18 protein-coding genes are annotated in these 20,946 nt (G+C 56.5%); 11 read left to right on the top strand and 7 right to left on the bottom strand.

Features of this window, described 5'->3' with window-relative positions:
• Window positions 1-73 precede the first annotated feature (73 nt).
• The 5 genes from U738_RS14435 to U738_RS14415 form a co-directional block, all read right to left on the bottom strand.
• On the bottom strand, window positions 74-1,654 hold the full coding sequence (locus U738_RS14435; RefSeq protein ID WP_035581714.1) for an aldehyde dehydrogenase (NADP(+)): 1,581 nt from the start codon (window positions 1,652-1,654) through the stop codon (window positions 74-76).
• A 24-nt stretch (window positions 1,655-1,678) separates the two neighbouring features.
• Window positions 1,679-2,668, bottom strand: a complete 990-nt coding sequence (araD1, locus tag U738_RS14430; protein ID WP_035581711.1) for an AraD1 family protein — start codon at window positions 2,666-2,668, stop codon at window positions 1,679-1,681.
• 14 nt (window positions 2,669-2,682) lie between these two features.
• Window positions 2,683-3,945: a TRAP transporter large permease gene (locus tag U738_RS14425; protein ID WP_035581708.1), complete on the bottom strand. Its 1,263-nt coding sequence runs from the start codon at window positions 3,943-3,945 to the stop codon at window positions 2,683-2,685.
• Window positions 3,946-3,952: 7 nt separating this feature from the next.
• Complete coding sequence (locus U738_RS14420) at window positions 3,953-4,456, bottom strand: TRAP transporter small permease (protein WP_035581705.1); 504 nt, start codon at window positions 4,454-4,456, stop codon at window positions 3,953-3,955.
• 73 nt (window positions 4,457-4,529) lie between these two features.
• Complete coding sequence (locus tag U738_RS14415) at window positions 4,530-5,546, bottom strand: TRAP transporter substrate-binding protein (RefSeq protein WP_051912785.1); 1,017 nt, start codon at window positions 5,544-5,546, stop codon at window positions 4,530-4,532.
• Between the two features lie 186 nt (window positions 5,547-5,732).
• On the opposite strand from U738_RS14415, the gene U738_RS14410 reads away from it, so the two are divergent.
• The gene (locus U738_RS14410; RefSeq protein WP_035583632.1) at window positions 5,733-7,262 is read left to right on the top strand and encodes a UxaA family hydrolase; all 1,530 of its coding nucleotides are present in this window, start codon (window positions 5,733-5,735) and stop codon (window positions 7,260-7,262) included.
• Between the two features lie 497 nt (window positions 7,263-7,759).
• Window positions 7,760-8,755: a GntR family transcriptional regulator gene (locus U738_RS14405; protein ID WP_035581702.1), complete on the top strand. Its 996-nt coding sequence runs from the start codon at window positions 7,760-7,762 to the stop codon at window positions 8,753-8,755.
• Window positions 8,756-9,179: 424 nt separating this feature from the next.
• Here the strand turns inward: U738_RS14405 and U738_RS14395 are convergent, their stop codons facing one another.
• Both U738_RS14395 and iscB read right to left on the bottom strand, forming a co-directional pair.
• Window positions 9,180-10,454 carry an O-acetylhomoserine aminocarboxypropyltransferase/cysteine synthase family protein gene (locus tag U738_RS14395; RefSeq protein WP_035581698.1) on the bottom strand — a complete coding sequence of 425 codons (1,275 nt, stop codon included), beginning with the start codon at window positions 10,452-10,454 and terminating at the stop codon, window positions 9,180-9,182.
• A gap of 182 nt (window positions 10,455-10,636) precedes the next feature.
• Entirely contained in the window at window positions 10,637-12,022 is a 1,386-nt protein-coding gene (gene iscB, locus U738_RS14390) for an RNA-guided endonuclease IscB (RefSeq protein ID WP_081899112.1), read from the bottom strand.
• Window positions 12,023-13,277: 1,255 nt separating this feature from the next.
• On the opposite strand from iscB, the gene phnC reads away from it, so the two are divergent.
• From phnC to U738_RS14345, 9 genes are all read left to right on the top strand, one after another.
• Window positions 13,278-14,141: a phosphonate ABC transporter ATP-binding protein gene (phnC, locus tag U738_RS14385; RefSeq protein WP_081899111.1), complete on the top strand. Its 864-nt coding sequence runs from the start codon at window positions 13,278-13,280 to the stop codon at window positions 14,139-14,141.
• 62 nt (window positions 14,142-14,203) lie between these two features.
• Window positions 14,204-15,223, top strand: coding sequence for a phosphonate ABC transporter substrate-binding protein (gene phnD / locus U738_RS14380; protein ID WP_035581696.1), 1,020 nt, complete (start codon window positions 14,204-14,206; stop codon window positions 15,221-15,223).
• Window positions 15,224-15,290: 67 nt separating this feature from the next.
• Window positions 15,291-16,085: a phosphonate ABC transporter, permease protein PhnE gene (phnE, locus tag U738_RS14375; protein ID WP_035581693.1), complete on the top strand. Its 795-nt coding sequence runs from the start codon at window positions 15,291-15,293 to the stop codon at window positions 16,083-16,085.
• A gap of 35 nt (window positions 16,086-16,120) precedes the next feature.
• Window positions 16,121-16,867, top strand: a complete 747-nt coding sequence (gene phnF, locus U738_RS14370) for a phosphonate metabolism transcriptional regulator PhnF (RefSeq protein WP_051912784.1) — start codon at window positions 16,121-16,123, stop codon at window positions 16,865-16,867.
• A 44-nt stretch (window positions 16,868-16,911) separates the two neighbouring features.
• Entirely contained in the window at window positions 16,912-17,358 is a 447-nt protein-coding gene (gene phnG, locus U738_RS14365; protein ID WP_035581691.1) for a phosphonate C-P lyase system protein PhnG, read from the top strand.
• A 2-nt stretch (window positions 17,359-17,360) separates the two neighbouring features.
• Window positions 17,361-18,083 carry a phosphonate C-P lyase system protein PhnH gene (gene phnH, locus U738_RS14360; protein ID WP_235208650.1) on the top strand — a complete coding sequence of 241 codons (723 nt, stop codon included), beginning with the start codon at window positions 17,361-17,363 and terminating at the stop codon, window positions 18,081-18,083.
• A complete protein-coding gene (locus U738_RS14355) occupies window positions 18,083-19,174 on the top strand; it encodes a carbon-phosphorus lyase complex subunit PhnI (protein ID WP_035581688.1) in 1,092 nt (363 codons plus the stop codon). Before phnH ends, U738_RS14355 begins: the two co-directional genes overlap by 1 nt.
• The gene (locus U738_RS14350) at window positions 19,171-20,040 is read left to right on the top strand and encodes an alpha-D-ribose 1-methylphosphonate 5-phosphate C-P-lyase PhnJ (protein ID WP_051912783.1); all 870 of its coding nucleotides are present in this window, start codon (window positions 19,171-19,173) and stop codon (window positions 20,038-20,040) included. Before U738_RS14355 ends, U738_RS14350 begins: the two co-directional genes overlap by 4 nt.
• Window positions 20,037-20,915, top strand: a complete 879-nt coding sequence (locus tag U738_RS14345; RefSeq protein ID WP_035581685.1) for a phosphonate C-P lyase system protein PhnK — start codon at window positions 20,037-20,039, stop codon at window positions 20,913-20,915. The genes U738_RS14350 and U738_RS14345 overlap by 4 nt, the downstream gene beginning before the upstream one ends.
• The last annotated feature ends 31 nt before the right edge of the window (window positions 20,916-20,946 follow it).

The raw sequence follows: 20,946 nt of genomic DNA, 5'->3' as shown, positions 1-20,946 counted from the left end.
TCCATTATCCTGCGTTGAACGCTGGCAAACAAAGTGCTTTGATCAAGCCTCTACTCTAACGCTGCATCTCGCTTTAGGCTTCGCGCTGACCGTCGACCAAGCGGCTGACGCCAGCCGGGTTGCCGTCCTGGATGGCCTCGGGCAGCAGACCTTGGGGCAGGTTCTGGTAGCACACCGGACGCAGAAAGCGATGCATCGCGGCGCTGCCCACCGAGGTGGTACGCGAGTCCGAGGTGGCAGGGTAAGGGCCACCGTGAACCATGGCGTGGCAGACCTCGACCCCGGTGGGCCAACCGTTGGCCATCACCCGGCCAGCGCGACGTTCGAGCACCGGCAGCAGGGTGCGGGCGGTGTCGATGTCGCCATCGTCCATCTGCAGGGTGGCGGTCAGCTGACCTTCCAGTCCTTCGGCCAGCGCCTTGACCTCGTCGAGATCGGCGCACTTGACCACCAGGGAGGTAGAGCCGAATACCTCGGCCTGTAGCGCCTCGTCATTGAGGAAGTCGCTCGCTTTGGCCACGAACAGGCCAGCCTGACACTGGTTCGGACCGTCGCCAGCGGGGCCACGCGCCACTTCATGGGCCTTGTCGCTGTCGGCGAGGGTGGCCACGCCCTTGCAGTAGGCATCAAAGATGCCCGGCGTCAGCATTGTCTGGGCGCCCGCGCCCTTGACCGCCTCGGCGGCGGCAGCGATGAAGCCGTCCAGCTCCTCGCCCTCGATGGCGATCACCAGCCCCGGGTTGGTGCAAAACTGGCCTGCGCCCATGGTCAGGGAGCCGACGAAGGCCTCGCCTAGTGCCTTGCCGCGGGCCTTGAGCGCCTCGGGCAGCAGAAATACCGGGTTGATCGAGCTCATCTCGGCGTACACCGGAATAGGCTCGGGACGCGCCTGGGCGGTCTGCATCAGCGCGGTGCCTCCAGTGCGCGAGCCGGTGAAGCCCACCGCCTTGATCCGTGGATCGCTGACCAGGCCCTGTCCGATCTCACGGCCGGAGCCGAAGAGCAGCGAGAACACGCCTTCGGGCAGCTCGCAGCGCGCCACCGCCTTCTGCACCGCGCGACCGACCAGCTCGGAGGTGCCGGGGTGGGCGGAGTGGGCCTTGACCACCACCGGGCAGCCGGCGGCCAGCGCCGAGGCGGTGTCGCCACCGGCCACCGAGAACGCCAGCGGGAAATTGGAGGCACCGAACACCGCCACCGGTCCCAGGGCGATGTGGCGCTGTCGCAGATCGACGCGGGGCATCGGCTCGCGTTCTGGCAAGGCCGGGTCGTGGCGTACGTCGAGCCATTCACCGGCGCGTACCACCGAGGCGAACAGTCTGAGCTGACCGCAGGTGCGGCCGCGCTCGCCGGCGATCCGTGCCTGGGGCAGGCCGGATTCCGCCATGGCGCGCTCGATCAGGGCGTCGCCCAGGGCCTCAATCTCGTCGGCGATGGTCTCGAGGAACGTCGCCCGCGCCTCGAGACCGGTCTCGCGGTAACGGTCGAAGGCGGCCCAGGCCAGTTCACAGGCGCGCTCGACCTCAGCCCTAGAGCCCGCCGGGTAGCCGGGCGCCAGGGTTTTGCCGGTGGCCGGGTTGATAGCGTGGATGGGCTCTCCCTTGGCCGCGATGGCCTGGCTGCCGATCAGTTGCTTGCCTTCCAATGCGTACATTAACAATCTCCTTCAATTCTCGTTTTACAGCGTCTCGATGGTCGGCTTCGCCGCGGGGGTACGCTTCAGCACGTTGCTCAGTGGGCGAGTCATGATGTCGCATTCGATGCGCATCTCATCACCATCTTCGAGTGCGATTCCGTCACCGAAGCTCAATACCGCAGCACCAAAGAAGTGGATATGTAGCTGATTGGGCTGACAGAACGTCGCGTACTTGAAATGGTGATGTTCAAGGTTGCTCACCGAGTGGCACATGTGCTTTTCACCGCTCATAAAAGCGCGATGCCACAACCGCTCGCCATTGCGATGCAAGGAGACACTCCCCTCGACCTCCTCCGGCAGGTCACCAACGAAGATTTCAGGACCGATGCTGCAGTCACGTAACTTGGAATGAGCCAGGTACAGATAGTTCTGCTTTTCTGTCACATGATCGGAAAATTCGTTGGCCAGGGAGAAGCCGACTCTGAAGATGCGTCCCTCGTCATTGACAATATAGATGCCTGCAAGCTCGGCCTCTTCGCCACCATCCAGGGCAAAGTCCGGCATGGTGATCTCGGCGAAGGGCGCACGCAGGGTATGCCCTGTTCCCTTATAGAACCATTCTGGTTGTGCACCCACCTCGTTCGATGCGGGCTTTCCGCCGGCAACGCCAAGGTCGAACATGCGCTGCGTATCGGTTGGCTGAGCCGTCTTGGGCTCGGCTTTCTCCCCTGCGTGCATCTGGCTACGGGGCGCTGCGCTTCCAAGGTGGGTTAGGCCGGTACCGGTCAGCAGCAGATTGGCAGGCTCGGGGTGGGTGATCGGCGCGCGAAGGCGTCCATCGCGGATGGCAGTGTCGTAGGACATGATGTCACTCGTGCGGAAATCAACCAACGACTCGACGAGCTTGTTGCCGCTGTTCGCGGCCTGAAGCGCAATGGTGTAGAGAGGCTGCGACAGCAGTTCGAGTTCATCGCCGTTGACGACAGCAGCCACGACCTTATTACCATTATTTACCACTTGTACAATATGCATGAATGTCGACCTTGTTAGTTGATGAATGCCAGGGACAAGCCGGGAACGTAAGTGATCACCAGAAGGGCCAGCAGCAGCACCAGGAAGAACGGCAGAGAAGAGCGCAGGAATTGCAGCGTGCTCAACTTGGCAATATTGCAGCTTACGAACATCAGGACGCCTAGCGGCGGGGTAATCTGTCCAATCAGCAGGTTGAACAGCATGATGATGCCGAAATGGACAAGACTGATATCCAGAGCATTCAGCAGAGGAATTAGTATCGGCACGAGGACGATGATCACGGCGATGGTTTCCATGAACATGCCAATGACCAGCAACGCCAGGTTCAGCAGCAGCAGAACCATCAGGGGGTCATCCGTCAGCCCGGTGATCCATGTGACCACTTCCTGAGGCGCTTGCAATATGCTCAGCGACCAGGCCAGAGGAGCCGAAGCAGCGATAATGATCAAGATGGAAGCCGCCTCACGTGACGTGGAGACGAGCAGCTCTCCCATGTCCTTCCAGCTCAATGTTCTGTAAACAAACTTCCCTACGAAGAAGGAGTACGCAACGGCGACCGCGGCAACTTCGGTGACGGTGAAGATGCCCATGCGGAACCCGACGATAATCAATACGGGCATGAGCAACGCCCATACCGACTTCTTGAAGTAGCTGACCACGCGAGAACGTTGGAAACCTTCATCCTTCGGGTATTGCTTGACGATGCTGATGCCGGTGATGAGAAGGGTCAGCAGGAAGGCGATCAGCAGCCCAGGAAGGATGCCTGCAATGAAAAGATCGCCAATGGAAATATTGGCCTGCCAGCCATAAACGACCATCAGTATCGAAGGAGGAATGATAGGAGACAGCGTGGCAGAAGAGGCCGTGAGAGCAACTGAAAATCCACGATCATAGCCATTGCGTTCCATTTGAGGAACCATGACCCGTGTCGTCGCGGCGCAGTCAGCAAGAGAAGAACCGGAGATGCCGGCCATCAGAACGCTGGACAGGACGTTGACGTGGGCAAGTCCGCCTCTCAGGTGGCCGACCAGGGATCTGGTGAAATCGAAAAGCCTTTCGCTGATACCACTCTTGTTCATGATGCCGCCGGCGAGCATGAAAAGAGGTATGGCCAGCAACGGAAAGGACTCGACCCCGGAAGACACCCGTTGCGCCAGTACATTCAGCGGAATATCCAGAGAGATGATGGATATCACGGAGGCGCCCAGCATCGCCAGAGCAATTGGCATACCAAGAAGAATCAAGGAAAACAGTACGGCGAGTATAATAATCAGCATTTCACACCTATACATTTTCCATATCTGTTTCGAACGCATTGAAAGAGCGTTCCACGATAGCGTTCACAATTAAGTGAAAAGCGCTGAATATAAAGAACAGCGGCATTGCATAAGCGAACCAGGCAAGGGATATACCTAATATCGGAGATGTACTGCTGACCACCGTCTGGCAGTACTCGTATCCAAGAAACGCCATGGTGCCAAGGATGGCAATGGAGATGAGCAGAACCAGTGTATGAACGACGCTTCTTACGCTGCTCGGCATGGCAGATACCACTGAATCCACGGTAATATGCTGTTTCTCAGCGAAAGCCACACTAGTGCCCACAAATGTCAACCAGACGATCAGCAGTTTCGACACACTTTCGCTCCATACGAAAGGAGCGCCAAGGAGGTATCGAAACGCCACTCCCAACGTGAGAAGCAGCGCCATCACACCCAGAATTACACCGATGGTCACCTTCTCTGTTGTAAGCAAACCACTGTTCACTTTCACAAGAAAACTAGTCATGTTTCACCATTAACCAATCGCCGCCTTGCCCTTGGCGACAAGCCAGCGAGACAAGGCGGAAAGATGGCAGTATTTAGTTGCGGTAGTCTTCAATCGCTGTCATTACACGGCGATAGTCTTCTTCACCCCAGCGATCGACCAGGTTTTCCCTGGCTTGCTCGGAGGCTTGCTCGAAGGACGCACGATCAATGTCTTCGATAACATTGATCTGGCCGCCAGCACGAAGCTCTTCAAGCATGGAGGCTTCACGCTCGGTCTGCAGCTCATAGTTCTCCTGGGCCAGCTCTTGAACTACTTCCCGGAGAATCTCTTGGTTGCTGTCCGATAGGGACGCGAACTTCTGAGAGTTCATCAGCACAACCTGGCTTTGCAGCATGTGCTTGCTCATGACCAGTTGATCCTGAACTTCATAGAACTTGCGAGAATAGATGGTGGGAATCGGATTTTCCTGACCATCGACAGTACCCTGCTGCAGCGCCAAGTAGACCTCACTGAAAGGGATCGGGGTCGGGGAGGCATCGAACGCCTTCACCATTTCTACCCAGGCCGGCGACTCGGGCACGCGTACCTTGAGCCCCTTCATGTCTTCGACGCTATGGACTTCATCACCATTGAAGGTGAGGTTGCGCCAACCCCAGTACCAGGTCTTTGCCAGAGGAACCAGATTGTGTTGCTCCTTCAGCTCATCGAAGATCGGCTGATAGGCTTCCCCTTCCAGAATATGACGTGCTTCATCCCAGCTTTGGAAAATGAAAGGCGCGTTTGAAATTTCCATGGCCGGGAGAAGCGTGCTGGCGCCGGAATAGCCCGGTACAACGATATCGACGGAACCATTCTTTGACTGTTGGAGCAGCTGTACTTCTGAACCAAGCTGTTCACTCGGGAATACCTGAATCTTGAGCTCACCATTGGTTCGTTCTTCTACCCGATCGCCTAAAGTATTCAGCAGTTCGTAACTAGCTTCGCCAGGGTTGAAGGTGTGTGCGAGGCGCAGCGAGGTCGCTGCCTGGGCGTTGGCCGCGGCAACCATCATGGCACCACTTGAAAGCGTAAGGGTCGCAGCCGTCAAAAATGATTTTGCTTTTTTCATGAGTCACCTGTTGTAGCTTTTTTTGATCTGCCCTGGTGAGGGCAACCGGGCAGCATGCGAGGCCAAAGCTAAAGCAAACGTTCATTGTGCGCAATGAACGTTTTGTGATACTATAGTCTAATCGTCATGCTTTCCAAAGCTGATAGGCTTTTTGCCAGTTTGCGATTTCTCCTCCAGAGGCCGTCCATGCAGTTAATCAACAACACGCCCGCTGTCATTCGTTTGAATCCCCAGGACAATGTTGGGGTCGCCGCTCGTCCCCTGCCGCAAGGCATGCCGATTGACGATGACTCCAACCTGTCCTTGCAGAATATTGATGCGGGCCACAAGGTTGCCTTGAAGGCGATAGCTGCTGGCGACAGCATCACCAAATATGGGCAGGTCATCGGCAATGCCAGCTGTGACATAGCCCAGGGTGAGCATGTACATACACATAATGTATCGATGCTCGAGCGCACCACATCCCTGGAAGGGTTTTCTCCAGCGCTGACGACCAGCGCTGAATCCAGCACCAGACACTTCAATGGTTACCTTCGTTCGGATGGTCAGACCGGTACACGGAACTATATTGGTATCCTTTCCACGGTAAATTGCTCAGCTACGGTCGCGAAAATGGCCGCTGAACAACTAAACGCGTCTGGTGAAGTCGAAGCGCTTGGCTATGATGGTGTCGTCCCGGTGACACATGGCTCAGGCTGTGCCATGAATACCGAAACGGAAGGTTTTGCCTTTCTGGAGAGGGTAATCGCAGGCTATGCAAGACATCCGAACTTCGCCTTTGTTCTGATCATCGGTCTGGGCTGCGAGACAAACCAGGTCAAGCAACTGGTCGAAAAATCGGGATTGTCCGATACATCTCGTCTCTACTATTTCAATATCCAGGACATTGGCGGCACCAGGGCAAGCATTGAACTGGCACGCAACAAGATCCTCGACATGGCGCACAGCCAACCAAGGCCAGTACGTCAACCCAGTCCTTTGAGTAACCTCACCGTAGCCCTCCAGTGTGGTGGATCGGATGGCTACTCCGGGATAACCGCAAACCCGGCGCTCGGGCACGCCGCGGATCTCATCGTCAAGCACGGTGGAAGTGTGATTCTCAGCGAGACTCCTGAAATATATGGAGCCGAGCACCTTCTCCTGGATCGTGCCGTGAGCAAAGAAGTGGCAGGCAAGCTCCTAGACCGTATCGCCTGGTGGAAGCACTACACAGAGATCAATGGTGCAGAGCTCAATAACAACCCTTCTCCGGGAAACAAGGCTGGTGGCCTGTCCACAATATTGGAAAAGTCGCTGGGGGCGGTTGCTAAAGGTGGGTCCACCAGCCTCAATGATGTCCTCGAGTATGCCCAGCCTCGTACTCGATCCGGTTTCAATTTCATGGATAGCCCTGGCTACGATCCAGTATCTGTCACGGGGCAAATTGCTTCTGGATCCAACATGGTCTGCTTCACCACCGGCCGAGGCTCCGTATCCGGTTACAAGCCAGCTCCGTCCATCAAGCTCGCGACTAATACCACCATGTATGAGCGCATGGCCGAAGACATGGACATCAACTGCGGGGTTATCGCTGATGGCACGGCAAGTGTCGAGGAAGTCGGCGAAATGATCTTTGAGAAGATCATCGCGGTTGCGTCAGGCGAATTGAGCGTGAGCGAAACCCTGGGATATGGCAACAATGAATTCGTCCCGTGGATGGTCGGCGCCGTTACCTAGGGATGCCCCGCCGCCGCAGTGGCAATGGCAGCTTACCAGCCTATCGGTCCGGCCGGTCGTTTGCAGGATGTCAGGTCACCTACCCGACAAGCTAGTAATGACGACGAACCATCGTCGGCCGGCCCTGGAAAGACGCCGCTTGAGGCTGCACGTCGACGCGCCGTCTTGCCAACGCCTAGCGTAGGCAGTGCTGCCCAACCAGCATTGGCTAGCGACAGGCAGGGTGAAGTGCTGAATCGGTCAGGGGCTATCTTTCAGGCCGAGAAGTGCACGCTACTATGAAGGTTCGATGGCCTCCGACTGTGTTGGCGAAGCCTGCTACCGACCTTTACGCTCACCCGGTAACATGAATAGACACGCCAGTGAGCAGTGACAACCGAAGGCACGGCCTCGCTGCAGGTACTTTCGTTTTCGCCATGTTCCCTTGGCCAGGCGCCTGCCCTGCAAGTAGGACGCTACAAGCAGAAACAGCAAGCGACACGGTATCGGAGAGTCGAATGGGTACTCTAAAAGATCAGCTCTACCACATATTGGTCGAGAGCATGGAGTGTGGCCACCTTGAAACTGGTCTTGTGCTGCTGGAAAGCAACATTTCTGAGATTTTCAAGTTAAGTCGCTCTCCAGTTCGCCAAACGCTCGAAAGGCTTCACGACGAAGAGAAAATCAGTCGTTTCGACGGAAGAGGATATTTGGTCGGGAACCAACCGAAAGAGGTGATCAGACGACAGATTACCGAGAAGGATTTCTCACTAGCCGGTGGAGAGGTGTCTGTACGGCGAATCGACTCCTGGAGGAAGTTTGCCGAAGAGATTGAGCGTGACATCGTTTATTGCTCGATGCTGGGCCGCATGGAGCTAAACGAACTGAAGCTCTCCAAGTCACTTGACGTCAGCCGGACCACCACGCAGAAGATCCTGCTTTATCTACAGTCCCTGGGTTTGGTTGAAAACAATAAATACAGCAGTTGGACGGTGGTACCACTGGATGACGACCGTCTTCACCAACTGTATGCGGCTCGACAGCAGCTTGAACCTTTCATGATCGCTCAAGCCACTGGTCGCCTGCCTGACTCCGATATCAAACGGTACATCGAGCGTCTAGACAGTGCCGAAAACCAATACCCCAATATCCAGGGCAGGCTTCTCGACGAACTGGAAAATGATCTTCATCAGCATGCCATGGTGGCTGGTGGAAACGATGAGGTCGTGACCATGCTGCAACGTACACGTCCCATACTGCTGATTAGCAAGCACCTGCTGGGGGGCAAGATCGACTTCCCCCAAAGTGATCCCTTCTTTGATGAACACCGGGAAGTTTTCAGCTTGATGCTTTCACGAAAGCCAGAACAGGCACGCAAATCCCTATTCAGGCACCTCACGGCGTCTGAGTCGAAGGTGCAACATCGTTTAGAGCAATTTCGAGACAACCCGGAAGTCAAAATCCCGGAGTATTTAGCCCGTATCATTCAAAAGGATGCTGTACGGGCGCGTTGAACCCGATGGCAGTCAGTATCGACTTGCGACAGCAGTATTCGAACGATTGGTAGCCAGTTGACGGGGGCAGTTTCTGAACGCAACACTGATCAGTGAGTGGATGATGTAGCCTTATGATACTTTCGATCATCCCCTATATCCCCAACGACGATATGGAACTCAAGATCAGCCGGACTCGTCCCTTCGCCGAACTGAATCGCCCCGAGTATTCCTGAGACCGGTTTGTTTGAGTCAGGCAGCTTCACCCAACCCCTCCAATTGACGTAATACGTCCTTTCTCGTTCTGCTGGTGGAACGTTTCCGATGGGTTCTAGGCCGGAAATAAATATAGAAGCAATGGTGCCAACCATAAGCACCTATGATTTAGTCGAGCAAAGTGCGCTGGGAGCAATTAGGTAAACCTGCCAGCGCACCGAACGATCCGCTAGCCCTGGGAAGCCGCTAGTGCCTGATCAATATCCGCCAGCAAATCGTCAATATGCTCAATACCTATCGACAGGCGCACCATATCCGGAGTAACGCCCGCTGTTTTTAGCTCTTGGTCATTTAGCTGGCGGTGCGTTGTAGATGCCGGAATAGAGGAACAACTCTTGGCATCGCCGATATTGACCAGCCGCAGAATGAGCGACAGCGCATCATAAAAGCGTTCGCCAGCGGCTTGGCCGCCCACAATACCAAAGCTAAGAATGCCCGAGGCATGACCGTGCATATAGCGGTGCGCGAGTGCGTGGTCTGGGTGGCTCTCCAATCCTGCATAGTGCACCCACGCCACCTGGGGATGGCTTTCTAGGTGCTTCGCCACCGCCAGCGCGTTAGCGCAAATACGCTCTATCCTCAGTGACAACGTTTCCAGCCCCTGCAGAAGATTCCAGGCCGCCTGAGCAGATAGTGCCGCCCCCATATTGCGTAACGGTACTACCCGTGCTCGGGTAATAAATGCTGCATCGCCCACATCGCGGGTATAGCTAACGCCATGATAGGAGACATCCGGCTCGTTCAGCAGCGGGAACCGGCTGGCATGTTCAGCCCAGGGGAATTTTCCTGAATCCACAATGACTCCACCCACCGTGGTGCCGTGGCCGCCGATATACTTGGTCGCCGAATGGACGACAATATCCGCTCCATGCTCAATTGGCCGACATAAAAATGGCGTGGCGGTGGTGTTATCTACTATCACCGGCACTCCGTGACGATGGGCAGCATCGGCAAGCGCACGCAGATCGACGACGCCGCCGGAGGGGTTGCCGATACTTTCGCAAAACACTGCTTTAGTGCGTTCATCAATCAGCGCTTCGATGCCCGCAATATCATCTTTATCGGCAAACCGCACCTGAATACCCTGACGCGGCAACGTGTGAGCAAACAGGTTGTAGGTACCGCCATACAGCTCGCTAATCGACACGATGTTATCGCCCGCTTCGGCGATGGTTTGAATAGCATAGGTGATTGCGGCCATCCCCGATGCTACCGCTAGGCCCGTAATGCCGCCTTCCAGCGCAGCCACTCGCTGCTCCAGAACGGCGCAGGTAGGGTTCATAATGCGGGAATAGATATTTCCCTCCACTTTCAAATCAAACAGGTCCGCTGCGTGCTGCGCACTGTCAAATGAGAACGAGGTGGTCTGATGAATCGGCACCGCAACGGCATGTTGTGAATCCGGCACGTAGCCATGGTGAAGGGCGATAGTTTCAGGTTTCATAAGGGCGGCTCTTAAAAAAAGTAACTCTGATCTTAGAGAAGTCTAGGCGCGTGGGCCAACGTCGTTTAGTCGGAGTCACTCCTCGTAATAAATACTAATTTTGTAATCATCAGATTTTACGCGGGATACCTCGTACTTTTAGTGCGAGGAGGGAGAGCGCGTCGCCCGCAGGGCGACTTGGATCACGCCACCGCCTGTCCCGCTCCTCCTGTTAGGTTGATAGAGGGGGTGTGGTGATAGCCGTAGCCATCACCGCGCTGGATCACGGTGCAGTAGTTGTGCGAAACCCCTTGCACCGCACCGTGTTCTGTTTGGATATTGAAGCTGCCGGTTTTACGCACCGCGACACGCCCCGTATGCATTCCGGCTTTCTTGCCGGTGGGCACCATCGCACGCACCATGTCGCCGGTCTGAAAGCCTCTTACTTGCTTCTGTCGCATCAAAAAGCCGCGTGGGAAGCCGTACTTGTTCAGGCGCGTGCGTTGATAGCTGCCACGCCCCATCGCCTTGATGGTTAAGGTAGGTACCTGCCAAGCGTGAAGCGTGTCAAATGCACCGACACAGGCAGCATCCAGGCCGTGGGTTTTAGGGATGCCCAGTCGCTGGCGGTTGTATTTGGTGCGGCCGCCGCTGCTGACGACAACCGGCAAATCAGTGGTCTTGAGCGCGGAGAACAGCGCCCAACGGGTCGCGTTGACGGCGCTGGCATCTCTTAATGACTGCTTGAGCTGGCGCTGTACCCGCTCTAGTCGAATGGCAGCGGTGTGGCCATTGGCTTTCAAGCGGCGATGCAGCCCCTTGTCGTGGGCAAAGAAGTCAGCCAATGCCTGGCTGTTCTTGGCCTGATTGCAGGGGTGGCAGCTCAGCGTTAAGTTGCTGACACGATTCGAACCGCTGCGTGAACGCGGCACCACATGCTCGACTTCAAGTGGTGTGTCTGTGTCGCCACAATACGCACATTCGCGCCCCCACTTTTCCAGTAAATATTCGCGCACCTCGTAGCCCAACAGCGTGCCTTGCTGATACTCGACGCCGCTGATCTCTGGGTTTTCCAACTGTTGCGTGTCAAAGCGCACTAACTCTTGGCAGATGCCGGTGATCGGTGCCAAGCGACTGAGCCGATTTACCCAGGCCATCACGGTGTCAACGCGATGCTGCAGCGACGGTGCCAACCAGTCTTTAGACTTAGTGCGGTTGTTAAAACGCGGGGCGCGGTAGCGCAGATTCTTCGACCGGCGACGACGCCGAAAGGCGGCGCGTTGTTGTAACGCCTTTTTGATCTGGTACCCACGATGCACCAGCTCAAACAGACGCAGCACATGGCGTTGTTGGTCGTCTGGCTTGGCACTGTTCGATTCGCGCATCAGCGCCAACCCAGTGGTCTTGCTGCCAGGGTCAATGCCCAGGCGTAGCGGCTGCATGTCTCCGCCCACCCGATCTTTCAGTCGAATGGTAAACGGGTAACGCTTATGCACCACGGCACGACCGCGCCCTAGCAGCAAGCGGGCGCGCTTTTCGCTGCACGGCATCAACGGTTGCTTCTGTTTGTCTATTACGAAAACCGCCATGCGATTTTCTCCTGTGTAAATACCCTTACGGGTCTTGTGTCGCGAGGCGTGCGCCCCGTCTCCCCTCGGGAATGTCGATAACCGGCTCCTGCTGACGATAGCGCTGCCAACAGCGATCAAGACCTTCGGCGTTTTACCTTGCGCCCGCATGATCCTGACCTTTCAGAGCGGCAAGCTGAGGAAGCACTTGCCGGTGAGTTTTGGCGACCTGTTATCAACGTAGCGGGTTGGCTACCGCTCTCCCTGGTCAACCCAGCGTGTTGTCCCAAGCTCCCGCCTTCAGGCGGGGGTAGTTGACTGAGCATTTAGGATCCCTTTCCCAACTTAAAACCGCTCTCGTTGGAAATAAGGCAAATGTGCAATTGTGTTCTAACGAATTGTATTCAGGGCAGCGGTTAGATATGACTGCACATCTCGGCAGTTTTTTAGGCGACTAGCAGCAGCTCAAATTAGCGTATGCCGAGCAACTAGCTGTAAAAAACGATGAAGTAACTTTTGATTCTAAACCCGGCTGCTACTGAAGGTGGGGTGATGTCGGCAGGGCAGCATTTGCATACCCGGCTGGTACTCTCGGGTCGTCAGGTCGACGTGGGGACAGAGCGATGGACGTGTAAGCGTTGGAGTCTGGGTTCGGTTTGGCTTTGACGTTGAATAGCATGCCAAAGTTGGTGGGCCTTACTGGACCGATGCGCCGGGCTATCGCTTCGTGTGAGTCGGGCTCGGTGGGTAGGTTGCGCAAGCGTACTAACCCCTTGCCCAGGATGCTTGAAAGAGCAGGAGCGAGAATAGACTCCTCTTCCTCACTGCCCGCTTCGGTGTCGAGGAGCCCTGTGGCGTCCAAGCTGTCTGGGCCCTCTTCTGTGTCTCTCTTCCACGTTTTACCGGAACTGGCGGTACTTCTGGATCGCCAATATTGTCGTAGTCGTGGGCTCGAAGCCAGCCGGGGTGGAAGCGCAAGCGCCGTCTTTCAGGAGCAAAGTCTACGCACAGTGCACCGGCTTCATCGATTTCGGCACCGGCGATCTCAGGCCAACTGGGTAAGAGTGGTCGGATAACACTATGACGACCGGGTGACATAAACGTTTCAATCGTGTGTCATTAAGAGATAAGTCCTTGATATTGGGTGAACGACACTGTTGGCGTTGCTTCGAGGAGGCTGAGGAGCGGCTGAAATTATCATCAAAATGACATTGTCTAGACAACTGGTGTTCATCTGCTTCCACCAGAATGGCGCTATTCCTAAAGGAGAAGCGTCATGTCTATTCCTACTATTAACGCTGAAGGCTTAAACAAGTCGTTTGGACACCGACAGGTGCTAAACGATGTCAGCTTTCGCGTTGCAACAGGCGAGATGGTTGCGCTGATTGGGCCATCCGGCTCAGGCAAGTCCACGTTACTACGTCATCTTGTCGGTCTTACCTGTGGAAACCGTATCCAGGGTGGCCGTGTGTCGCTGATGGGTCGTGAAGTGCAGGCGAGCGGACGTTTGCGCAAGGCCGCTCGCATCGAGCGCTGCCGCACCGGTTATATCTTTCAGCAGTTCAACCTGGTGGGGCGTCTCAGCGTACTGACCAATGTGTTGGTTGGGCAGTTGGGTAGCATGTCGCGGCTAAGAGCTCTCTTTGGTCGATTTACCGACCAGGAGCGCCAGCGTGCGTGCGCTTGCTTGGCCCGAGTGGGGCTGGAAGAGCTCATTGATCAGCGCGCCAATACGCTTTCGGGTGGACAAATGCAGCGGGTCGCCATTGCTCGGGTACTCATGCAGGACGCCGAATTGATCCTGGCGGATGAACCCATTGCTTCCCTCGACCCGCGTAGCGCTCGCGAGGTCATGGAAATTCTCAGCCGTATCCACGCCGAAGACGGCCGCACAGTCGTCGTCACTCTTCACCAAGTCGATATAGCGCGTCGCTATTGCCATCGTGCCGTTGCGCTCAAGGATGGCCGACTGTACTTCGATGGCCCCATTAACGAACTCACCGATGAACGCCTACAAGCGCTTTATGAAAATGCCGATCTTGATGAGCTCCGCGCAAGCGAAGCCTCAAACGGCGAAGCGCTGCCCACTGATCGCAGAGATAGAAGGCCACCTACCGTCGTAACGCCGGTGCTGGGCTGATACCTGTGCCGGTCACGCATGAAACCTGCCATTGATAACCCTATTAATCTGGAGAGACACCCATGACGTTTAAATATCGCCGTTTGGTTCTGCCGCTGATGGCGGGAATTGGTCTGGTAGCTAGCGCCCAGCTGTTCGCCGCCGAAACGCTCAAGTTTGGCATTATCTCTACCGAATCAAGTCAGAATCAGCGGCCCATGTGGCAGCCGTTTCTAGATGATATGTCGCAGAGCCTTGGGGTAGAGGTTGAGCCTTTCTTTGCGACCGATTACGCCGCGGTGATTCAGGCAATGCGCTTCGATCAGATCGATCTCGCCTGGTACGGCAACAAATCGGCGATGGAAGCCGTCGATCGTGCGGGTGGCGAGGTGTTTGCCCAGACGATTCCGGAGAATGGTGAGCCAGGCTATTGGAGCTTGATGATTGTGCATGAGGATAGCGACCTGCACAGCATCGAAGACGTATTGGCGAACGCATCTGATCTCGTCTTTGGTAACGGCGATCCCAATTCAACGTCTGGCTATTTGGTGCCCGGTTACTACGTGTTTGCCCAGAATGGTGTGGATGCGTCCTCTGCCTTTAAGCGCACCTTGAACTCCAACCATGAAACGAACGCGCTGTCGGTCGCCAACCAACAAGTCGATGTGGCGACCTTCAATACCGAGAGTATGGCGCGCCTGGAGATCACTGCACCTGATAAAGCGGAGCAACTTCGCGTGGTGTGGACATCTCCTCTAATCCCTTCTGACCCCCTCGTATGGCGCAGCAACTTGCCCGAAGAGACCAAAGAGAACTTGCAAGACTTCTTCTTCAGTTATGGCGAAAGCGATGAACAGAAGGAGATTTTAGCCCCGCTGCAGTGGAGTCATTTTGCTCCTTCCAGCAACGATAGCCTATTACCGATTCGCCAACTGGCGTTGTTCAGTCAGCGAGCTGATATCGCCAATGACCAGAGTCTCTCTGACGCTGATCGTGAAGCTCAGCTAGCAGCATTAGATGAACAGCTGGATGCGCTCAATCAACGCCTCGAGGAAATGGAAGAGGCTGAATCGGACGCCCCCTCTGTGGCCAACGCCGAATAACGTTCAAGCACTTAATTGATTATCCACGGCGGGGGATCGCGGGCCGATCCCCCAGCCCGGAGAGACCATGAATACTCACGCTTCTCAAATGACCGCATCGTTGCAGCGCCGACGCAGCTGGTTTTCGCTAATCGCCTGGGGTGTGTTGCTGGGTGTGCTGGCCTGGTCCTGGCAGGGTGCCGAAATGCGCCCCAGCTTGCTGGTGACGAATGCGGACAATATGGCCACGTTGGCTGGGGATTTCTTTCCCCCCGCGTTCGGCAATCTTGGTCATTACATCAATCAAATGCTGGTAACGATCCAAATCGCTATTTGGGGCACATTGCTGGCCATCATCGTCGCGGTGCCCTGCAGCCTGCTCTCTTCCGAAAACTTGGTGCCCTGGTGGGTTTACCAACCGATGCGTCGTCTCATGGACGCGTGCCGTGCCATCAATGAGCTGGTCTTTGCCATGCTGTTCGTGGTGGCTGTGGGGCTGGGGCCTTTTGCCGGCACGCTGGCACTGTTTGTACACACAACGGGGGTACTGGCGAAGCTGTTTTCAGAGGCAGTGGAAGCCAGCGATGCGGGCCCAATGGAAGGCATTCGCGTGACAGGAGCAGGACGTATCGAGGAGATCACGTTTGGACTGATCCCTCAGGTGCTGCCGCTATGGATATCGGTCAGCCTTTACCGCTTCGAGTCGAATATTCGCTCTGCCACCGTACTCGGCATGGTGGGTGGCGGCGGCATTGGGGTGGCGCTGTGGGAAACCATGCGCGGATTTCAGTTCGCTGAAACCGCCACCATCATGCTGGTCATCATCGTCGCCGTCACGTTGCTTGATGTGGCCTCCCAGCGTTTACGCAAGCGCTTCATTTAGCTTGGCAACCCAGCGTCTATTTGGCAGGAGTATAAATGTCTAGACAACTGATACAGCACCACCGTCAGGAAGCGAGCGAGCCGCGCTATCGCCAATTGGCCACGATTCTGGCCCAGGAAATTCGTAGCGACCATAGCGCCGGTGACCAGCTACCCAGCGAACAGGCATTGGCCAAACGCTTTGAGGTAAATCGCCATACGGTTCGCCGTGCGCTGGATGAACTGGTCGCTGCCGGCATGGTGACGCGCCACCAAGGGTGGGGCACACAAGTGGTAGACCGGCGATTGGACTATATGGTGAGCGCCGGTAGCAAGGTCACCCACAACTTAGCGGAATTGGGCCTTAACACCGAAACACGCTGTTTAGATCAAGGGCTTTTGCGACCGCCAGAAGCTATCGCTCAGCGCTTTGAACTGGCGGAGGGTGAGTGTCTGTTATGCGTGGATACGCTGCGGCTTGTGGATGGTGCGCCGCTGCTTCATCTGCGGCATTGGTTTGATGCCACGCGCGTGCCCGACTGGTGTGAGCGTTATCGCGGTGGCTCTACCCGCGCAGTGCTTGACCAGCACTATGGCCTGCGACTCACCCGCGCCGAAGTGCGCCTGGATGCAGTTCAGGCGGATCGTGACGATAGCCGCTTACTGCAGTGCCCTCAGCTTGCGCCGCTATTGATTCTGACCAGCGACAACGTCGATGAATCACGGCGCTTGGTGGAAATTTCCGTCAGTCGCGCCCGGGCCGACCGTGTTGCTTACCACTTCGATTTTCCGAATGAGCGCTAACGCAGGGTCGGCCTTCACCGATCTGACAACGACGAGGAACAATGATGACTCCTGAACAGCGTCACCGCATTCTCGCGCTGACACCTTTAGAGCGCCTCAATGAGGGTTGGCTGAAGCTCGGTATCAAGGCAACGCATCGCTGCGTACGCGGGCCTGAAACCGGGATGGTCATGGTGCGTGGCCGTATAGGCGGGACGGGCAATGCTTTTAACCTGGGCGAGATGACTCTGACCCGTGTCAGCGTGGTGCTCGATGAAAATGTGCCCGATGGCGGCGATATCGGCCACGGGTGGGTCGCGGGGCGGAGCCGTGAACACGCGGAATTAATCGCCTTGATCGACGCTTGCGCCCACAAAGCGCATTGGGCGCGACGCATCGATGCGGAGCTGATTGAACCACTGACTCAGGCGCTAGCGGACGAACGCGCTGAGCGCTCCCAGCTTGCTGCGGCAACGCGGGTCGATTTCTTCACAATGGTGCGAGGGGAGTAGATATGCACGACATCACCATGGAGCTCTCGTCGTCGGAACAACCACCTCATGTGCCCAAGCCGCATCAATGGCCCGCATTGAAGGAAGCGGTTCACCACAGCCAGCAGCTGTTCCGACAAGTATTAAGCAGTATGGCCGAACCCGGCACCTTTGCTGAGGTGGACCTGGCAGCGCTACCGAAAGACGTTGCGATGTCGCCCGCTGCCTGGGCAGTGCTACTTGTGCTGTGTGACCTGGATACACGGGTGTGGATTGCGGACGAACTAAACCGCGATGGTTTAGCCGAGGCGATCGCCTTTCATACCGGGGCACGCATTGTGAGTCGCGCGGAAGAGGCTGATTTTGCGCTTGTGATGCCGTCCACCTGTCAGGCAATGCCGCGCTTTTCTGAAGGTAGCGATATCTACCCTGACCGGAGTACCACGCTCATCGTAGTGCTGGAATCCTTGACGGAAGGGCGTAGTGATGCCAGCCCTCGCGGCAATACATGCTGGCAATTAAGCGGCCCCGGAATTTTAAATCAGCGAGTGCTTGAGCTCGATGACACGGCTGAGGCGCTAATGCAGCGGCTAGCGCTCAACCGCGCAAGCTTTCCACTGGGTCTTGACACGATTCTTACCTCGGGATCTTCCCTAACCGCCATTCCCCGTAGCACTCGTATCCAAAAGCCGTTGGAGGGTGCATCACCCACTCCCTTTACTCATCCAGCCAAGGAGCGCGTCTGATGTACGTTGCCGTTAAAGGAGGCGAGCAGGCCATTGCTAACGCCCACCGCTGGATGGCGGACCGCCGTCGAGGCGACCGACACCAGCCTGAACTGCAGACCGAACAGATTCGTGACCAGTTGGGGCTCGCGGTGGATCGCGTCATGGCAGAGGCCTCACTGATGGACGTTGAGCTTGCCGCGTTGGCGTTGAAGCAAGCCAGCGGTGACCTAACCGAAGCGGTGTTTTTGCTGCGTGCCTATCGAACCACGTTACCCCGGCTGGCCGACAGCGTGCCGCTCAAAACAGAGGCCATGCATGTCGAGCGGCGTATCAGTGCCGCCTTCAAGGATGTGCCCGGCGGTCAGGTACTGGGGCCAACCTACGACTACACCCATCGACTGCTGGATTTCATGCTGCTGGCCGAAGGTGAGATTCCTGATCCGGAAAGAGCCCAGGCAGGGCTTGAGGCTTGCCCCCAGATCCTGGATTCGCTCGATGCCGAAGGGTTGATTGAAAAAGAGCTGGACGATGGCACCGAGCCTTATGACATCACCAGGGATCCCCCGGATTTCCCCGTCGACCGAGCCACGCGTTTACAAATGCTAGCGCGAGGCGATGAGGGTTACTTGCTGGCGCTGGGTTACTCGACTCAGCGTGGCTATGGCCGCAACCACCCCTTCGCTGGCGAGATTCGTCAGGGCACCGTCGAGGTGGAAATCGAAGTGGAAGGCTTCGATGCTCCTCTGTGTATCGGTGAGGTCATGATCAGTGAATGCCAGATGATCAACCAGTTCTGCGGCAGTCGCGAAAAGTCGCCGCAGTTTACCCGCGGCTACGGTTTGGCCTTTGGTCGCAATGAGCGCAAAACCATGGCGATGGCATTGATCGACCGCTCCTTGCGCGCTGAAGAGCTTGGCGAACCGGTACAGGGGCCCGCCCAGCAAGCCGAGTTCGTGCTTGCCCATGCCGATAACGTCGAGGCCTCGGGCTTTGTTTCTCACTTGAAGTTACCGCACTACGTCGATTTTCAGTCGGAGCTAGAGCTGTTGCGCCGCCTACGCCGGGAGCACGACCTCCGCGAACCCTCAGAGCAGGAGCGCCCCGTATGACTCCCCGCATTGATGACCAAGGCGGTCTAGCTTACAGCGGCTATAACTTTGCCTACTTGGACGAACAGACCAAACGTATGATTCGCCGCGCACTGCTAAAAGCTGTGGCGATTCCCGGCTATCAGGTGCCTTTCGGTGGTCGCGAAATGCCGATGCCCTATGGTTGGGGCACCGGTGGGATGCAGCTTACCGCCAGCATCCTCGGCGCTAACGATGTACTTAAAGTGATCGATCAAGGCGCGGATGACACCACTAACGCCGTCAGCATTCGCACATTTTTCGAGCGTGTGGCGGGGGTTGAAACCACCACCAGCACAGCGGCGGCTAGCGTTATCCAGACGCGCCATAGAATTCCGGAACGTCCCCTTTCTCGACACCAGATCCTGGTGTTCCAGGTGCCTATTCCTGAGCCGTTGAGATTTATCGAACCGAGCGAAGAGGAAACTCGGGTGATGCACGCTCTCGAAGAGTACGGCGTGATGCACGTGAAGCTCTACGAAGATATTGCTCGCCATGGCCATATCGCCACTACGTATGCCTATCCGGTCAAGGTGGATGAACGCTATGTGATGGATCCCTCGCCCATTCCCAAGTTCGATAACCCTAAACTCGATATGAATGAGGCGCTTATGCTGTTTGGCGCTGGGCGTGAGAAGCGCCTTTACGCGATTCCTCCCTATACCCAGGTCAAGAGTCTCGATTTCGAGGATCACCCGTTCGAGATCCAGTCGTGGGATGAGGCATGCGCGTTGTGTGGAGCGTCGGACAGCTACTTAGACGAGGTCATCACCGATGACCAAGGCGGGCGGATGTTCGTTTGCTCAGACACGGATTACTGCCAGCAATGTCGCGGGGAGGTGGCATGAAACGCCCACAGCTAATACGCCCGGCACTGCTTGAAGCACGCAATATCACGCGTCTATACGGCCCCAAGCAGGGGTGCGAAGAGATTGACTTCACACTGCATCAGGGGGAAGTGCTCGGTATTGTCGGTGAGTCCGGCTCGGGCAAGTCGACCTTGCTGAGAGTGCTTTCAGGGCTTGAAAAACCCGACAACGGCCAAGTGATTTATCACCGTTCTGAACCCTCTTTTTCTGAGCTTACGGGCACAGAGTTTATTAACCAAGAGCTTACTAACCCCGAGCCTGCCCACACTGGGCTAAGCACGGCCGAAGGGGCACTTGATCTCTACGCCATTAGCGAGGCACGCCGTCGCGCGCTGCTGCGTATGGAGTGGGGGCTAGTGCATCAAAATCCCCGCGATGGTCTGCGCCTTGGTGTCTCCGCCGGGGCCAATGTCAGCGAACGCCTGATGGCGTTGGGGCAGCGTCACTATGGCAATTTACGCGCCGCAAGCCAGGACTGGATGGGCCGCGTGGAACTGGACCCACGACGTATCGATGATGCGCCACGTACCTTCTCTGGCGGCATGCAGCAGCGCTTGCAGATCGCCCGCACTTTGGTGACCGAGCCACGCCTGGTGTTCATGGATGAGCCCACCGGCGGGCTCGACGTGTCGGTGCAAGCGCGTCTTCTCGATATGCTCCGCACCTTGACACGGCAGCTTGGGTTATCGGTGATCCTGGTGACACATGATTTAGCCGTGGCCCGCCTGCTGGCCCACCGCCTGATGGTCATGCGGCAAGGTCGGGTCGTGGAGGCCGGTCTGACCGACCAGATTCTCGACGACCCGCAGCACGACTATACCCAACTACTCGTCTCATCGGTGTTAACACCATGAGCCGCACTGATGTTCAGGATCTCATCTTCAG

It is taken from the genome of Halomonas sp. TG39a (genome assembly GCF_000744395.1).
Classification (GTDB): domain Bacteria; phylum Pseudomonadota; class Gammaproteobacteria; order Pseudomonadales; family Halomonadaceae; genus Vreelandella; species Vreelandella ventosae_B.
Note: the sequence above shows the minus strand (reverse complement) of the source record. Positions and strands in the feature narration are given on the sequence as shown.

Coding starts and splice junctions, on each gene's coding strand:
- U738_RS14350 (WP_051912783.1), top strand. CDS start 19,171: ATGACTCCCCGCATTGATGACCAAGGCGGTCTAGCTTACAGCGGCTAT.
- U738_RS14355 (WP_035581688.1), top strand. CDS start 18,083: ATGTACGTTGCCGTTAAAGGAGGCGAGCAGGCCATTGCTAACGCCCAC.
- phnE (WP_035581693.1), top strand. CDS start 15,291: ATGAATACTCACGCTTCTCAAATGACCGCATCGTTGCAGCGCCGACGC.
- U738_RS14435 (WP_035581714.1), bottom strand. CDS start 1,654: ATGTACGCATTGGAAGGCAAGCAACTGATCGGCAGCCAGGCCATCGCG.
- phnC (WP_081899111.1), top strand. CDS start 13,278: ATGTCTATTCCTACTATTAACGCTGAAGGCTTAAACAAGTCGTTTGGA.
- U738_RS14395 (WP_035581698.1), bottom strand. CDS start 10,454: ATGAAACCTGAAACTATCGCCCTTCACCATGGCTACGTGCCGGATTCA.
- U738_RS14405 (WP_035581702.1), top strand. CDS start 7,760: ATGGGTACTCTAAAAGATCAGCTCTACCACATATTGGTCGAGAGCATG.
- U738_RS14420 (WP_035581705.1), bottom strand. CDS start 4,456: ATGACTAGTTTTCTTGTGAAAGTGAACAGTGGTTTGCTTACAACAGAG.
- phnD (WP_035581696.1), top strand. CDS start 14,204: ATGACGTTTAAATATCGCCGTTTGGTTCTGCCGCTGATGGCGGGAATT.
- U738_RS14410 (WP_035583632.1), top strand. CDS start 5,733: ATGCAGTTAATCAACAACACGCCCGCTGTCATTCGTTTGAATCCCCAG.
- phnG (WP_035581691.1), top strand. CDS start 16,912: ATGACTCCTGAACAGCGTCACCGCATTCTCGCGCTGACACCTTTAGAG.
- U738_RS14425 (WP_035581708.1), bottom strand. CDS start 3,945: ATGCTGATTATTATACTCGCCGTACTGTTTTCCTTGATTCTTCTTGGT.
- araD1 (WP_035581711.1), bottom strand. CDS start 2,668: ATGCATATTGTACAAGTGGTAAATAATGGTAATAAGGTCGTGGCTGCT.
- U738_RS14415 (WP_051912785.1), bottom strand. CDS start 5,546: ATGAAAAAAGCAAAATCATTTTTGACGGCTGCGACCCTTACGCTTTCA.
- iscB (WP_081899112.1), bottom strand. CDS start 12,022: ATGGCGGTTTTCGTAATAGACAAACAGAAGCAACCGTTGATGCCGTGC.
- phnF (WP_051912784.1), top strand. CDS start 16,121: ATGTCTAGACAACTGATACAGCACCACCGTCAGGAAGCGAGCGAGCCG.
- phnH (WP_235208650.1), top strand. CDS start 17,361: ATGCACGACATCACCATGGAGCTCTCGTCGTCGGAACAACCACCTCAT.
- U738_RS14345 (WP_035581685.1), top strand. CDS start 20,037: ATGAAACGCCCACAGCTAATACGCCCGGCACTGCTTGAAGCACGCAAT.